Annotated in this window: 10 protein-coding genes; 9 read left to right on the top strand and 1 reads right to left on the bottom strand. The window is 49.3% G+C overall.

What is annotated here, in order from left to right; genetic code table 11:
- Positions 1 to 3: 3 nt before the first annotated feature.
- Genes C943_RS03225 through C943_RS03240 form a run of 4 tightly spaced genes read left to right on the top strand, consistent with a single transcriptional unit; the run spans position 4 to position 9,792 of the window.
- Positions 4 to 4,263: a phage tail tape measure protein gene (locus C943_RS03225; protein WP_008624173.1), complete on the top strand. Its 4,260-nt coding sequence runs from the start codon at positions 4 to 6 to the stop codon at positions 4,261 to 4,263.
- A complete protein-coding gene (locus C943_RS03230; RefSeq protein ID WP_008624186.1) occupies positions 4,263 to 6,158 on the top strand; it encodes a hypothetical protein in 1,896 nt (631 codons plus the stop codon). The genes C943_RS03225 and C943_RS03230 overlap by 1 nt, the downstream gene beginning before the upstream one ends.
- A gap of 2 nt (positions 6,159 to 6,160) precedes the next feature.
- The gene (locus tag C943_RS03235) at positions 6,161 to 7,954 is read left to right on the top strand and encodes a hypothetical protein (protein ID WP_008624187.1); all 1,794 of its coding nucleotides are present in this window, start codon (positions 6,161 to 6,163) and stop codon (positions 7,952 to 7,954) included.
- The gene (locus C943_RS03240; RefSeq protein ID WP_008624188.1) at positions 7,954 to 9,792 is read left to right on the top strand and encodes an InlB B-repeat-containing protein; all 1,839 of its coding nucleotides are present in this window, start codon (positions 7,954 to 7,956) and stop codon (positions 9,790 to 9,792) included. The genes C943_RS03235 and C943_RS03240 overlap by 1 nt, the downstream gene beginning before the upstream one ends.
- Here the strand turns inward: C943_RS03240 and C943_RS21940 are convergent.
- Complete coding sequence (locus tag C943_RS21940; RefSeq protein WP_008624189.1) at positions 9,775 to 10,014, bottom strand: hypothetical protein; 240 nt, start codon at positions 10,012 to 10,014, stop codon at positions 9,775 to 9,777. The genes C943_RS03240 and C943_RS21940 overlap by 18 nt on opposite strands.
- Between C943_RS21940 and C943_RS03245 the strand changes: the two genes are divergently transcribed.
- Genes C943_RS03245 through C943_RS03260 form a run of 5 tightly spaced genes read left to right on the top strand, consistent with a single transcriptional unit; the run spans position 10,013 to position 15,388 of the window.
- Positions 10,013 to 10,264, top strand: coding sequence for a hypothetical protein (locus tag C943_RS03245; RefSeq protein ID WP_008624190.1), 252 nt, complete (start codon positions 10,013 to 10,015; stop codon positions 10,262 to 10,264). The genes C943_RS21940 and C943_RS03245 overlap by 2 nt on opposite strands.
- Positions 10,237 to 10,398: a hypothetical protein gene (locus C943_RS21945; protein WP_157198416.1), complete on the top strand. Its 162-nt coding sequence runs from the start codon at positions 10,237 to 10,239 to the stop codon at positions 10,396 to 10,398. The genes C943_RS03245 and C943_RS21945 overlap by 28 nt, the downstream gene beginning before the upstream one ends.
- On the top strand, positions 10,395 to 10,766 hold the full coding sequence (locus C943_RS03250; protein ID WP_008624192.1) for a YcbK family protein: 372 nt from the start codon (positions 10,395 to 10,397) through the stop codon (positions 10,764 to 10,766). Before C943_RS21945 ends, C943_RS03250 begins: the two co-directional genes overlap by 4 nt.
- A gap of 11 nt (positions 10,767 to 10,777) precedes the next feature.
- Positions 10,778 to 11,281, top strand: coding sequence for a hypothetical protein (locus tag C943_RS03255; protein WP_008624193.1), 504 nt, complete (start codon positions 10,778 to 10,780; stop codon positions 11,279 to 11,281).
- Positions 11,282 to 15,388: a hypothetical protein gene (locus tag C943_RS03260; protein WP_008624194.1), complete on the top strand. Its 4,107-nt coding sequence runs from the start codon at positions 11,282 to 11,284 to the stop codon at positions 15,386 to 15,388.
- Positions 15,389 to 15,480: the final 92 nt, after the last annotated feature.

The following is a 15,480-nucleotide window of genomic DNA, read 5'->3' on the forward strand; positions in this document are numbered from 1 at the left end:
GCCATGGGAAAAAAACTCAGGGAAGAAGATCTCATTCTCAACATCATCGTCAATGGTGACCGTGGTAAAAAAGAAATGGGCGAACTCGAGCGCGCCATCAAGGACACTAACAATGAGCTTCGATCGCTGGAAAAGCAGCAGAAACAAATGCTTCTGGCTGGAAAAAAGGAAACTGAAGAATACAAAGCAGTAACCCAAGCCATCAAGCAAAAGAATGAAGCCCTGGTAATGGCGGAATCCCGGTTGAAGCACCTCAGATCCCAAGTTGATATCAGTAAGATGTCCCTTTCGGACCTCAGGCGGGAAATGACCCGTGTCAAAGGTCTCCGGGATATCGCCGCCCCCCTATCTGAGGAATGGCGAAAGCACGACGAAAGACTAACTGCTGTCACGACCAGATATAGGGCTCTCTCCGGACAGGCGCAAGCCACAGGCGCTTCAATCCAAAATCTTGCCTCAAAATTCAACCATTACATTGGGGTTATCACCGCGGGATTTGCGACGGCCTTCGCTGCTATTTCAGGCGTGAGGAAAGCAATCAGTGATTTTGCGGAATTCGATGACAAAGTGGCTGATGTAATGAAAACCACTGGCCTCTATCGGGAGCAAGTAATTGAGCTCAATAATGAGTTCAAAAAGATCGATACCCGCACCGCTCAAAATGATCTTCTTGGCCTTGCTCGTGTTGCGGGTAAGCTAGGTATCGAGGGCCAGGAGGACATTCTTGGATTTGTCCGCGCCTCTGATCAGATCGGGGTAGCGCTATCTGAAGACCTTGGAGGCAACGTCGAAGATGCAATTACGGCTGTAGGTAAACTCGTCGATATCTTCAAGCTTTCCGAAGATCTTCCGCTCGAGCAAGCTCTTTTGAAAGTCGGATCCACCATCAACGAGCTCGGCGCCTCGTCCACAGCCAATGAAGCCTACATAGTCGAATTCACCCGTAGGATGGCTGGTGTAGGTCCATTGGCCAAAATGACCATCACCGACCTGATGGGGATGGCAGCGACACTCGATAGCCTTGGCCAGACTTCCGAGGTTTCTACCACCGCACTGAGCAAGCTATTCCTGGAGATGGCCAAAAACACGGATGTGTTTGCCAAGTATGCAAACATGGATGTGGAATCATTCCGCCGATTGCTTGATTCGGACGCAAACGAAGCCTTTTTGAAGGTACTCGAAGGCGTTGGTAATAGCTCTGAGGGACTTACTTCCTTGGCCGACACATTGGGCGATCTCGGCCAAGATGGCGGCCGGGTGATCGGCGTTTTGGGTTCTCTTGCAAACAACGTGGAGAAACTCCGCGAACAACAAAAGCTGGCGAACACAGCATTTCAGGAAGGAACTTCGCTTGCCGTAGAATTTGGAACCAAAAACGAATCTGCTCAAGCCAAATTGGAAAAGGCTCGCAAAGGGCTTCAAAACATGACCGTGGAACTCGGTGAAAAGCTCATGCCGGTCATGGAGCATTCGATATCTGGCTTCTCGCTTTTTGTCCGGATTCTTAGTGTATTGCTCGACTTTTTCTCAAGAAACTGGAAAGGTATCACCGTCCTCACGGGTGCGCTTTTAGCCTACAATGCGGCTCTTTTCATTAGCAATATCAACCTGAAAGAAAACATCGTCCTCAGCAAAGCCAAGGTATTTTGGGACAATGCGTCTCTCATGGCTACTCAGTTACTTGCTGCAGCGCAAATGCTCCTGGCCGGCAACCTGAAAGGCGCAGCACAGGCCATGCGGGTGTTTAATTCGGTTGCGATGGCCAATCCATGGGGATTGATTGCGGCCGCTGCGGTTGCAGCCGGAATAGCCATCTATCACTATACAAGAAATCTAACCGCTGCCCAGAAAGCGCAAAAGGCTCTTGCAGATGTCCAAGGCGAAGCGCTTCGAAACGTGATCGATGAGCGTCTGGAAGTCGAGCGGCTTTTGGCTTTCGCCCGTGATGTGAATAATAGTTATGAGGACCGGCAGGCGGCCATCAAAAAGCTCAACGAGATTTCTCCCGAATACCTGGGGAATCTCAACATGGAAAACATCCGCACGGAGGATGCTACCAAAGCCACAGACGCTTACATCGAAGCATTGCTGCGCAAAGCCAAAATGGAAGCGGCATACAACAAAGTGGCCGAGATCGAGCGCAAGCGTCTTGACCTGATCATGGAGGGCAAAGGCTCCGAATTGACTTGGACACAGTGGTTAGAGACTAGTTTTTTCAAAGCCATTGGAGCCCATGACAAGGCGCTCGCTGCCTTTGCGATCAGTCGGGATAAAAATTCCAAGGCACTCAATGAAGACCTCGATGCCCAGCGTGCCGCACTGGAACAGTTCATCAAGGATAATCAGCTCATCGAGCAGCAGGTGAAAGGTACCTCAGGATCCGGCACTCCCGATGCTGCTGGCACCCCAAGTGGGTTAACGACAATTGAAGACCTGAAAAATCAACTCAAGGCTCTCCAAGATGAACGAGAAAAAATTGACATTCGAAATAAAGCCAAGCTCCTTGAAAATGAAAAGGCTCAGATCGAAATTCAAAAGCGTTTAGCCGAACTGGATATCAAGTCTCATTCAGACAAAAACAATCGGGCAAAAACCCAAGCGGACAAAGACGAAGAGGCACGAGAAAAAGAACTCGAGCGTCAAAAAGAATTCCGCCAAAAAGTCCTCGAATCCAACCTTTCCCTGATCAACCAAGAAAAACTTGCCTATCAAAAACGGCTTCAGGAAGCTGGAATTTTTGGCAAGGAACGGGCACAGATGACGGAAGAGGAACTTCAAGTCCTCGCAATCCTCCAAAAACAACACTACGCCAATCTCGATAAACTGGATGCTGACGCTATCAGTAAAGCCATCCAGGATGATCAGAAGGCATTCGACGATCGTCTGCGTGATCTTCGCATTCGTCAAAACGAAGAATTTAAATCCATCAAGACTTTCGAGCAAGCCAAAGCGGTCCTTCAAGGTGAATTGTCGGATGAAGCCTTGCTGGGTCTCCGCGATATGCGGGATGCACAGCGTGAGCTGGACAAAAAATACCGCCGAGAAGAAGAGGCGATGGTGCGCGACCATTTGATGGCACTGCAGGCACAACTTGAAGCCGCCATTCAGTCAGGATCCTTTGCGGGTGTCAATCTCGCTGATGAAGTGCTGTCCGAGGAAGAAAGAGCGGTTCTAGAAGAACGCCTGGCAAGTATCAAACAATTGCTTTCCGAACTCGGCCTTGGTACTGGCACAGAGATCGCCGAAGATAGAGGCCTCCGGACTTCCAATGTTGACCTGCTCGGCTTTGCCAAATCGGATTGGGATGTCTTTTTCGACAACCTCGAGAACGGTCGCCTCGGTATCGAGGAAATGGTATTCGCTGCCCAGGCATTAAGCCAAATGTGGTCGCAATACAATGCCCTCGTGGCTGCCGGTGAACGTCGCAAGCTTCAAGAAGCTGAGCGGACTTCAAGACTGCAGCAGTCACAACTCAAATCCCAACTAGACGCCAACCTGATCACTCAGGATATGTACAATCAGCAAGTTGATAAACTCAATGCTGATCTGGACCGCAAGAGGGCAGTATATGAGCGCAACCAAGCGAAGCGTGAGCGCAACGTTGCTCTTATGTCTGCCATCGTCAACACGGCAGCTGCTGTCGCCAAGGCGCTGCCCAATCTCATTTTGGCCAAAATCGTCGGTATCGCAGGCGGCCTGCAGATCGGCACTATCCTCTCTACTCCCCTCCCCGACATTCCAGGTGCCGAGGACGGCGGCCAGCTTGCCAATGTGGTCCGCTCCCAAGATGGCAGAATGTTCCGCGCCAAGGTAAACCCTACCCGTCGCGGCTATGTCGACCGGCCGACAGTGATCGTGGGCGAGGATGGCTCCGAGTTTGTCGCCAATAACAGGGCCGTACGAAATCCCACCATCCGCCCGGTACTCGACGCCATCGACACTGCCCAGCGAAACGGTAGCATCGATACACTCAACCTATTCAAGGTACTTGAGCAAAACCGCATGCTCCGCGCAGCCATGCCCGGGAGACAGCGGGGCGGAAGGCTCTCGAGAAATGCAACACCGGCAGCGGCCACAGCTCCCACATCCGGCAATACGCCTGATGACTTGCGTGGCCTGCTGCAGCAAAATCTCCGTGTCATGGCTCTCCTTACCGAGCAGCTATCCCAACCGATCAGCGCCGAAGTAGTCCTGACCGGCCGCCGTGGACTGAACGAGCGCCAGCGTGAATTATCCGATATCGAAAAATCAGCAAGCCTCTAATGTTCTGGATCAAAATCAATAAGCAGAAGCTGCAGCTTCCAGATGACTTCAAGGTGGACTTGATCATCGAGCAACCGCTGACAATGCAGGACAGGATTCCCGTGCCCTACACGACCTCTTTCGATATCGCGCCCACCCCCTACAATCGCAAGCTGCTTGGGCATCCCGAGCGCGTCAACAAGCGCAATACAAAGTACCTGTTCGAAGATGCGGAAATCGGATATGGTGCCGTGCGCATCTACCGTGGATCACTTCAGGTGAAGGAAGTCGCCGGGCGGATATCTGCCTTTTTCCAGGCATCGGATGACCTGGACAAAATCCGCCAAAACATGAACGAGATAGACCTCGGTCGAATCGAGTTTGGGGTACCGGTGACCTTACTGCGGACATACTACGAGATCAGGACCAATCCCTATTGGGAGATAGACCAGCCCAATGCGTTGGTTTTCGATGCCGTAGCCAAAGCCTACAAGGACGAGTGGCTGGCCGCACACGACAACCTCCGGGAGTACGCCGCCGCGCCGATCAGGGTCGAAGGATCCTGGCCGACACAGTTTTTTGATGGGGATTTGTTCCATATGAACACCCAGGCAGCCACCAACCTGTTTTTCAATGGTAACCTGTCCCCGATCAAACTGAACATCGACGGGATTACCATCGATGAGTGGGCTCATGCGGTAATGTTTCCCCAGATCCGGGCTTCCTACTTTATCGAGAAGATCCTCGGCATCGAGTCAGCGGACAATCCCTTCCGTGTCGGTGAACTTAATAAGATCGTCATCACTTCCTATCATCATCCCAATTTCCGCCAAGACATTATCAGCAAGTGGAAAGGGATGTTGCTGGAAAACACCTACCCGGTAGAATCCACTCCTGCAGAGCTGCTTTACCTCGATCTCAAATCCTACCAACCTGCCATCCCTGCCAATGAGATGCTGAAATCATTGCTCAACCTCGTGTGTGGCACCATGTTCCGCATCCGGGACAGCTATGTTTTGAAGTTGAATAAGGATGTCTTCGCAGACAGCAGCTTCGAGGATTGGGATAAAATACTCGGATCCCGTCTGCAGCTAGGTCGGGAGGATGCGCAAGCCTACATCTACGGATACAGCGATATGAATGAGGACGAGCCAAAGATTGATACCAATATCACTTTGGCCGATATCGAGGCATTGCATGCTGCAGACGTTGATGAGGTCACCGGTGAGCAATTGTACTACGTCACATCCACCAACCAGATCATTCTCAAAAAACTCGCTCCCAAAGCCTCCGGCTCTGATCCTGATGAATTCATCTATGAGGTCAAAGGCAACGGAGTTTCCAAAAATGATTCTTCCAGCGGCTATACCGTAATCCCACAGTTTGGACCACTCAAGATGGCGCCGGTACTGGATATCGGGACCTTCCGTATCGTCCAGCCTCGGCCCACACAGTTCAAGTACATGCCAATCTGGAACGGTACCCGCGATTCCAATTTCAGACCGCACCTGATGATCTACTGGGGACTGATCGAGAACCCGCTGATAGTAGGATTTGAGCAATACCCATACCTCAGCTATCACAACTACGGACCGGATGGGACGCGCCTCGGCGATCTGTCCCTCGCTTGGGATGGCGATGATGGACTGATCCCCAATTACCACCAGGCCTTCAAAGACTGGATCGAGACCGACAAGCTCACTGCCTACGGGGAATTCATCCTTTCGCCGAACAGACTGAAGGATCTTGACCTCAGCAAAAAGGTCAATGTCCGCAACAAGCTCTGGTACATCAAGAAAATGACCGTACCCCTTACCAAAAAGAAAATCGAGCCTGCCCTCGTGGATCTCGTCGAAGCGGATCCATTCAGGCCTACAGGAGTATTTGACAGCACGTTTGACAACACATTTGAATAGCCATGACATTTGAAGATCTTTTAGCCCTTGCTACCGTCGTCCGGGATGAGTCCACGGACGAAGCAAACACCGCCCTGCGGATCGGATCACTCTTGCTGAACATCATCAACAAGATGAGCGAGATCGAGACTACACCTGGTGAAAGTCCAGAGCTGCGGACCAGTGGCGAATTTGTACAGACCAAACTCCCCAGCGGCGTATCATGGATCAATCTCTACAATAAGAATGTCGCCTTCCAAAAAACCGACACCTATATCCAGTGGAAGTTTGGGGATGGATCTTGGGTGAATTTGGTGGCGTTGAGTGAGATTACAGGTTCAAATGGACTATCAGCCTACCAGATCGCGCTGCTCAATGGCTTTGTGGGAACTTCCGAGGAGTGGTTGGAAAGTTTGCAGGGTCAAGACGGCAGTCCGGACACTGCCGCGCAGATTCGCGACAAGATCAATACGCTCACCGGAGAGGATCGTCTTGCGGTGGCCGTACTGAAGGACTTTGTGACGGCGGTGCTGGGGCAGATACAAACGGAGGTTCCCGCAAGAAGTTCACAATTTTCATCAGGTCCTATTGCTGAACTTGAAACTTTATATCTGAACTCGACGCAATTCACGATTACTTTTGAAAAGCATAGAATATATGGTTCTAGAAACCTTCCAATCTACGCTCTTTTGAATATCGTCTTTACCGACGCAAAGCCAACTATCAAAACAATAGTCACACACTCAGGCCCGTGGTCACCATCCATTTTTGCAGACGTGTATGCAACATCTTCCGGCAACTATTCAAGTACATCAGCAATGTTGGCGGATCAAGCAAGCCAGACAGTCAATTTGATCTATCGTGTCGGAACTACTTATTGGAAGTATAGGGGCACTACTACGGGTATTCTTGAAACTGACTACAAACAAATAAGAATCGTTTATAAAGGATCAGCATATCTCACAGGACTAGACAATGTAAATGTCCTCACATTTGAATACAAAGACACACATCAGGAAGGAGGTGAAGTAATTACAGACGTGGTCGTGGTGGAAAACATAGCTATCACAAACGGGAACCTAGACCCCGCAAAGCCAGATCTTGATAATATAATTAGGCTCGGATTTAACGATAATCTTAACAATACTTCATGGTGGGCAAGTCATATCAATCTTGAAATAACTGATGATGCTAGTTCTGATTTCATAGACTTGGGCGGTGGGGACTTTTCTTTTAGGACCTGCACAAATAACAATAACTCTACTGGAGGAGTAATTATTGCTACAATAAGTGATCAGCTAAGAGAGGCAATGGCTAACGCATCAAGGATCACTGTGCTTCTACGGGTCAGGAGGGTGAGTCCTACTTCCGCTACAACTGTTTTTCATTTTGGTATTATGAGCCCAGATGGTTCCTTGGGGCTGCGAACGGAATTTGACATTACCAATTCACGCCTTGGCACAAGAATCAAAGGAGGTAATTACAGGTCTGCCTCATCGTCTCTTGTCTTTCAACAAGCAGAGTGGATAGAAGTGGCTTTTCAATACGACCCAACTCTTGGCAGTAATCACATGAAATTTTTCGCAAGGGCGGCCGGTTACAGCCCAGCGATACCGATGAGCTTGATTGGTCAAGTTAATGTCACACAGCCACGGCCATTTTTTGAATCTGGTGTAACCAATATTTATTTCAATGTCGAAGCAAACGGAATAGGGCGTAGAAACAACGTCGAATACGATTGGTGTGACGTTATCCTGAACAAAACGATGGCATTGGCTGACATTGAAGCAAGATTTGACGCAAATAATTCAATCTAATGGAGGCTATTAAAATCACGCCAAAAGCGCAGGGATACGGAGCGTTTGCCACGAAAGCAGGCAGGGAGGGTGCTGTGTACATCGCAGATAGAACTATTCCCGGCAATACAGGAAACGAAACGACTCGAGTAGGTTCTTTGGAGTGGTGCTTGCGAAGGCCAGGCCCAAAGATAATTTTTTTTCTGACTGGCGGCGAGTTTGACATGACGCACACATCACTTGTAAGTCTTTCTCAAACTTGGCAGCAAGGGTTCACCGTGTTGGGCCAAAGTGCTAACGGCGATGGTGTCACAATTAAGGGGGCTATCAGGTTGACTTCTGGATTTTCTGACTTTTCCTTCCAGCACGTAAGAATTAGGGCGGGTCAAAATGCAACCAGCAGGGATTGCCTATCTGTGACAAATGACTCCAGAAGATACTATATCGGAAATTGTTCTTTTTCGTGGGGAACTGATGAAACAGCCTCCTTTGACGGGACGGAAGCATCGGTAGTCAATTGCATAATTGCGGAATGCCTCAATAATGATGACAGCGCAGAATCGTCACCCAACACAAGTTATGGAACCCTTACATCTGGCAGGCAATTGTCCTACTACGGTAATTTATGGATCAACAACAACGACCGTAACCCAAGGCTAGGAGACACTAACACTGCTGGGGTACTTGGACCTAACATTCTTGATATTACCAACTGTGTGATGGTTAACTGGGGTACAGGTAGTATAAGTGCATCTGGTATTCTGCCCGACAGGGAAGACTTGTATCTTCAAGTAAGAAATTCATTATTCATCCAAGGGCCAGCTACATGGTTTCGATCTGCCGTGCCAGACCATACTATCTACGTTGGAGGCAGGATTGATTCGACAAGGCGATATCACAGGATCCACCTATCGGGCAATAGGCTGATAAGGAGGGATGGCACATATAGTTCAATTGTTGATGGGAATAATTTCAATGCATTCAATCTGATTAACATTCCAACTGGAAGTAATCTAGCGGCTGAAAAGGCCAACGTTTGGTCCGCAACACCATTTCCACAACCACAACCTAGCTACGATGAGATACGAACCGCAGACCAAGCCTTGACCTACATTGTAGCTAATTGCGGAGCAAATATTTTTCGGGACTCAGTCGATGATCGACTGATCAATGAAGCAGTTACAAGGCAATGGACAAGGCTTCTATTCAGCGGTGATACACCTCTTTTTGGCGGCGTTCCACAGTTACTTAACAACACCGCTGTCTATACGACCCAAAAAACTGGTTCACATCCAACTGACGGCACCTATGGCGGTCACATAGATGATGAGAGCGATGTTGGCGGGTCTCCTACAATTGCAACAGGATCAGCAAATGTATCAACTGCCGGAGATGGATTGCCTGATTCATGGAAAGCGTCTAAGGGGCTAGATATTAACGTTGATTACGGAATCGCCGGAACGCCAACTTCTCACCCATACCTTTATCACCCGAGCGGGTATAGGTGGCATGAAATATACTGCCACGAAAGATCAGGTGAGTGGGTAGAGTTAGAAATTCACTCTCTGTCAATAGTAATACCAACCAACGGAACGGTCTCAAATGCAGCTGGAAATTATGAAGCAAGCACACTGATACCTTTGACGGCTCAAGCAAATGAGGGATATGAATTTAAAAAATGGATCAACAACGAAACGGGCCAGACGGTATCCCTGATTCCTGATTTCAACTTCATTATGCCATCGGCGGACATTACGTTGAGTGCTGTTTTTGAATTGATTCCAGCACCACCAATAGACCCCATAGAGGGGCCAAGAGCCCCATTTACAATATCAACAATATCAGAACCACTTGTCTAGCCCATGTCCCGCCAAACTTTCGCCGAAGACCTTTAGGCTCAGGGATAGAAGCGGTATCCTCCGTAGCCTGCGGAGGAGATACAAGCGGATAGCCCGACCGAGGAACGAGGGGAGCCCCAAAAAATCCTCCATCAAATAGGCTTCCCTTCCCTGTCCTTTCTGCCTCTTTACCCTAAAGTATTTTTGGGTATTGTTCACGGCAACCACAATGCATATCCGCATGCACCATCTTGATTCATTTGATTGGACGGTCATTCTATCGATCGGCGCCTTCGCTATGTCCAACGTCGCTATTTTCCTCGTCGACCGCACGGCTATGGAGCTTATCTCCGCGGTATCTGCTATCCTGCTTTGCCTGACGGCTTTCGTGAAGTTCGTCGACCTTCTCTATGACAAGTTCCAAAAGTGGGGCGTCGCCAAGATCCCCGGTAAATTCATCAAACTATGGCAGAGTCTACGAAACAAAAAATAGTCCGCATGACGGTCTATGCGGCCTTTTTCGCTGGCCTCGGAACTTTCCTGGCATTCGTCCTGCCGCCGGAGCCGCTCCGTGAACTCTTTGCGCTCTTCCGTGACATCATCATCAACCTACTGGCCACATCATGAGACTTTCCGAAAACTTCCTCTTAAGTGAATTTGCCTCCAAGGATGGGGCGGATTTCCCACCTGCAGTAATCGAAAATCTCCGCAGGCTCGCACAGGCACTGGAGGTGATACGCGCCACGATCAGGACACCAATCACCATTACATCAGGCTATCGGTCCCCCGCCCACAACAAAGCCGTCAAAGGCGCTCCAAACTCCACCCATATCGAAGGCATTGCCGCTGACTTTCGCGCCGTAGGCATGGCTCCCAACGCTGTCGCAGCCATCATCGAGCGTTTGATTTCTGAAGGAAAAATTCCCCAAGGTGGACTGAAAGCCTACGCCACTTGGGTCCACTACGATATCCGCGGTACCCGGGCAAGATGGTAACCAACACAGCTATGAAAAGAATCTCTGAACCTCTCCTCTACCTCACACTGCTGCTTTTCGCCTGCAGTTGCGGATCCAAAAAAACACTCGTCACGAATGATCGCTCCACGGTCGACTGTGTCTATGTCGTCGAGCGGCCTGTGATGGTCAATGTCCCTGGCGCAGTCGTGCAGACCCAGTCGATCAATATCGACAGCTTGGCGACGCTCCTCAAGTCCGGTGTACCTCCCCAGGTGATCAACCGCACGCTAGTCAAGGAAGATCCAGAGACAGGCCTGCGGCTTGGGGTTATCATTGACGAGCTGGGAAATCTTTCCGCCCTCTGCGAGCAACAGGACCGCATGATCCAAATGATGCAAACCGAGATAAACCGGCTACGGCTGGAGCTATCCGAGACTACTACCGAAGTGGTCAAGACTAGGCTTCCGAATTGGTTCATCGTGGCGTGCATCATCGCCGGGCTAGCCTTGATTGTTTACGTAGCCCTCAAAATTTACCCATTCCCGCGCTTCTAGATGGATATCCTGCAGCAGCCTTCCGCGCTTTCCTTTTCTGGGAACCTCCCTGATATCATCATCGAGACGGAGGAGCCCAAGATTCGTTTCTTCCTATCGGTAGAGAGTACGCAGATATTTTCTGAGACTTACATCCCTGATTCGGATGGTCGCGTCAGGATCCCGATCAAGGACCTGATCGAGGAATACCTCGAGATCGTGATCCCCAATACGGAGCTCTTTGAGCAAGTCAAGGGCGCGCGGGACTTTACGGCCACTATCGAGGATGATGTCAACGATCCGGAGATTATCAGCTTCACAGCGATCAAAGGCGGTGTGGATAGGAAGGATCTGGTTACCGCTGATTTTGTGGCCGCCAATTTGCTTACCTGGCAGCCGCAAGTCAAGACGGTCAAGTGGAACGATCTGAACTACCTCAGCTACTACGCTCAGGAAGTTTCCAGCATCAAGGTCAAGGCATACTTCCCCGGTGGCATCGATGAGGAAATCACGCTACACAATATTGGCACTGCAGGTCTCTATTCTTTCGAAACCACTTTCTCCAAGATCAGGGAAGAGTTTGAAGACCAGCCCATCTACTTTGATATTTGGGCACAAAACGAGCCGACACTTCCCGAGGACATTGTCGAAACCTTCCGGCAGCGCTACATTTTGACGGACAAGGTTTACGAATATGACGATCATTTTGTCTTTGAAAATAGCCTCGGCGGATTGGATTCGGTACGCTTTACAGGTGAAAAGAAACTCGTCAATTCGGCCAAGTTCGACCTTGCACTCTACTTCGATCAGATCTCCGACGAGTATCAAGTCAATCCCAACAAGGCCTTTGAAAAGAATACTGGCTATTTCCAGTCCAAGGCGCATTTGCTGTGGGCGCAGGACTTTTTCAACAGCCGGCAAAAGTACCTGCAGGCTGGCGAGTTGCTGACCAGGATACTCACACGGGATCCGGAGTTGACCGGCACCGATTACCAGCTCACGGCATTTGATTTTGAGTTTTTGTTTACGGAGCAGACACGCTTCCTCGACATCGATCGAAGTGTGGATCTCGCAGATATTCTAGTCATCATCGGTCCGGATGAGGAGCAATACTACCTCGTCCCCAGGTTGTACCTCTTTCCGGAAATTACCGATCCTACCAAAGCCATCTTCCCCGTCCAGGAAGAAGGGCAGCCGGGTTGGAAGATCCTTAGTTTCCAGACTTTGATGGCATTGTTTGTGGGTGGGTCATCACCATACATCAATGTCGATGATTTTGGAGCTATCGGAGACGGAACCACAGATGATACCACTGCATGGAATGCAGCTGTGACCGCAGCTCCAGCCGGTTCGGTCATTGTCGGCACTAAGGGTAAAACCTATTTGGTAACCACAGTGGCGACGGATAAGGAAATCACTTTTGATCTGACTGGAATTACGGTTCGACGCAGTACCAATATCGCGGTGGGAATGGAAAGCCATATTTTCACAAGTTCAACTGGTGCCTTTCCCGTCACTGTAAGGGGCGGGAAGGTTGAATTCACAGGAAGTATGGATGATGCCGTTAACGGTAAAATCAACGGCCTGAATTTTCAAAATGACCGTGTTTTTGTCTTGGGTACGGAAATTACCGGTTGCTCATGGTGTGGGATTCAGGCTGCATTGACTGTAAAGGATGCCACGTTCATTGCGGTAGAATCCCACGATAATGGCTATGCAGGAATCTGGGGTAAAGGAAACAGGGTTATCGGCGTCGCTTGCCTTACCCATCGAAACGGAGGGTACAATGGCATTGACGGTTATGGTTTTGTCGTTACCCATCAGACGGAATCCGAAGATGAATACGTCAGCATGACCGCATGCCAGGCCTTTGGCAACATGACAAGAGGTCTCGACTCACACAGCTCAAGGGGATCAGTAATCATCACCGCAAGTCACGCCGTCAACAACGGCGCGCCTGATCCAAAATGGGGTAACGTTGTGGCCCCCGCAGCAAGGCAAATACATTGCGTGAATCGCTTCAATGCCTGTCAAATCAAGGATAATTATGTCCGGTCAGAATATGCAACTGGCGCACTGATCAACGTCACTGCTGAGGAATCATTTACTTTTGGTCTGAAAAAACTGGATATCCAAGGCAACATCTGCGACGTAGTTAATTCAAATTCGACCTGCTACGGCATATCCGTGCAGTTCAAAAAAACCGAAAAGCTTGTTATTTCAAACAACACAATCAACCACATCGGTACCGATCAAGTGTATTCGATTGTGGTGGAGAGCGTCCCAGGTGCTGATGGTTGGTTTAAGGATGCCATTATTTTCAATAATATCTGCGATCGTGGAATATTCTTCCGCTGTGAGCAACCTGTGTCTGGAGGTCATCGGCTTTTGTTTTCAAATGGCACTTACTCGACTGGCATAATTCGGTTTTCCTCTTCGACTGCGGTTGCCAGTATCAAGATCAAAGATATCATCATCAAGGAAAGACAGCTTTCAATCCATGGTCATTCCAACCTGCTGAGCTCAGTGGAATGCGATGGTGTAGATGTTGATTCTATTGCTGATAGCAGCGCGTTTGAAGCCGGGATACACTTGCTCAACCTTAATGGAACGATCCGAAACAGTGTTTCAAAAAATGCCTGGGCACAGGGGATTATCGGTACCGGTGGCCGAATCGATGCCTTTGGCTGTCAAGTAATCAAGCCTAATCGAGGCAAACTTTCCGCATCCCATGCCGGTATCGATACCACTGGATCCATCGATAATTGCTACGTCGACAATGAGGATGTCGATATTCCTGGGTCTGCCTATGGTTTTGGATTTAGGATTTCCGCTTACGACTTGAGCAAATCGTTTTCAGGAAACTCAATAAAGATTTCAACGTCGAATTTCCTGCGCGCGAATATGTCGGCGATTGGCTTAGGTACAAATGATATTTTTACCCAAGGTATATTGTTGACCCCTGCAGATCGAAGGTTTAGGTTTGACTACACACTCAATCCACGCGGCATCTTCAGATTCCTCGATGAGGTTCAGGATGACAGTCCCAACCTTACGGATGGGCACAGCAATGTTTGTGTGTTAGCTATTGATCGAACGCTAACGAGTATATCAAACGCCGGTTCCACCAATGTAAACGTGTCTTCCACGAGTTTGGCAGTGGGTGACCGAGTGGGATTGCTTTTGGATGACAACACCTATCATTGGACCTGGATCACCGCCATTCCTGACGGATCAAACATCACGATCCAAGATGCGATACCGGTAGATCGCTCAGCGAACGGAGCGGTGTACTTACGCAGATGGAGGGGGTATGGCTTCAGTAGGAATAATTTTCCAAACCTCACCGCATTGCTCAGTATCACGGGTGAAGCCGGAACTGGCAATGCCTTGCCTACTGGCGTGAATTACGTCAATGTAGTCGATGGTCTTTCCAACAACTATCCATCTGCAATCGGCACATCGCTGATTGTAAAGATTAACAACAACCGAACCTTTGAGATTTTCGCGAACACAGAAGGTGTATTCTGGATGCGCTCGCTTCATGGAGATGCGACTGACAACGTCTGGCACAAGTTGCTTCGCGACGGAGATCCTCCATCCGCCCACACCCACACTTGGGATAACATAACTGGCAAACCAACGCAATTTACCCCAACGGCCCATAGTCACGCTATTTCAGACATCACTGGTCTTGAAGCGGCTTTGAAAAAAATCCTCCGCGTAACTTTCCACGCCGATGCAGGCGCAAACGGTACATTGACCAATGCCGCCAGCACCGACCAATTCCTTGCAAACTCGAATAGAAATATCACGCTGACTGACTTGGCTGGATATACCCAAGTGCGATTTATTGTAAGGGTAGTGACCAATTCAGCGTCCGTCAATACACCACGGCTTGAATTGGCGTACAAGACGGGCGCATTCAGCACCACGGTCGGCGATTACCTGCAGATAGGCACATCCGCAGTTGAGTGCTCACTCGCCGCTACCGGATTGATCAATTCAGGTTGGATCGATCTAGCAGCTGGCGCTATTGCCGACAACATCCTTTTGACCGTCAAACAAAAAGGCGGAGATGGAGCTGCGGATCCTGCAGTGGGTATCGTCGTTGCGGAATTTAGATAGACCTTAGATTTCAAAGACAACTTGCGAGATAGATTTATTGTCTTTATTGACTGAATAAGAACTTTTAACCCTTGACGACTAAAAATACCCTA

Source organism: Mariniradius saccharolyticus AK6 (assembly GCF_000330725.2).
Lineage (GTDB): Bacteria > Bacteroidota > Bacteroidia > Cytophagales > Cyclobacteriaceae > Mariniradius > Mariniradius saccharolyticus.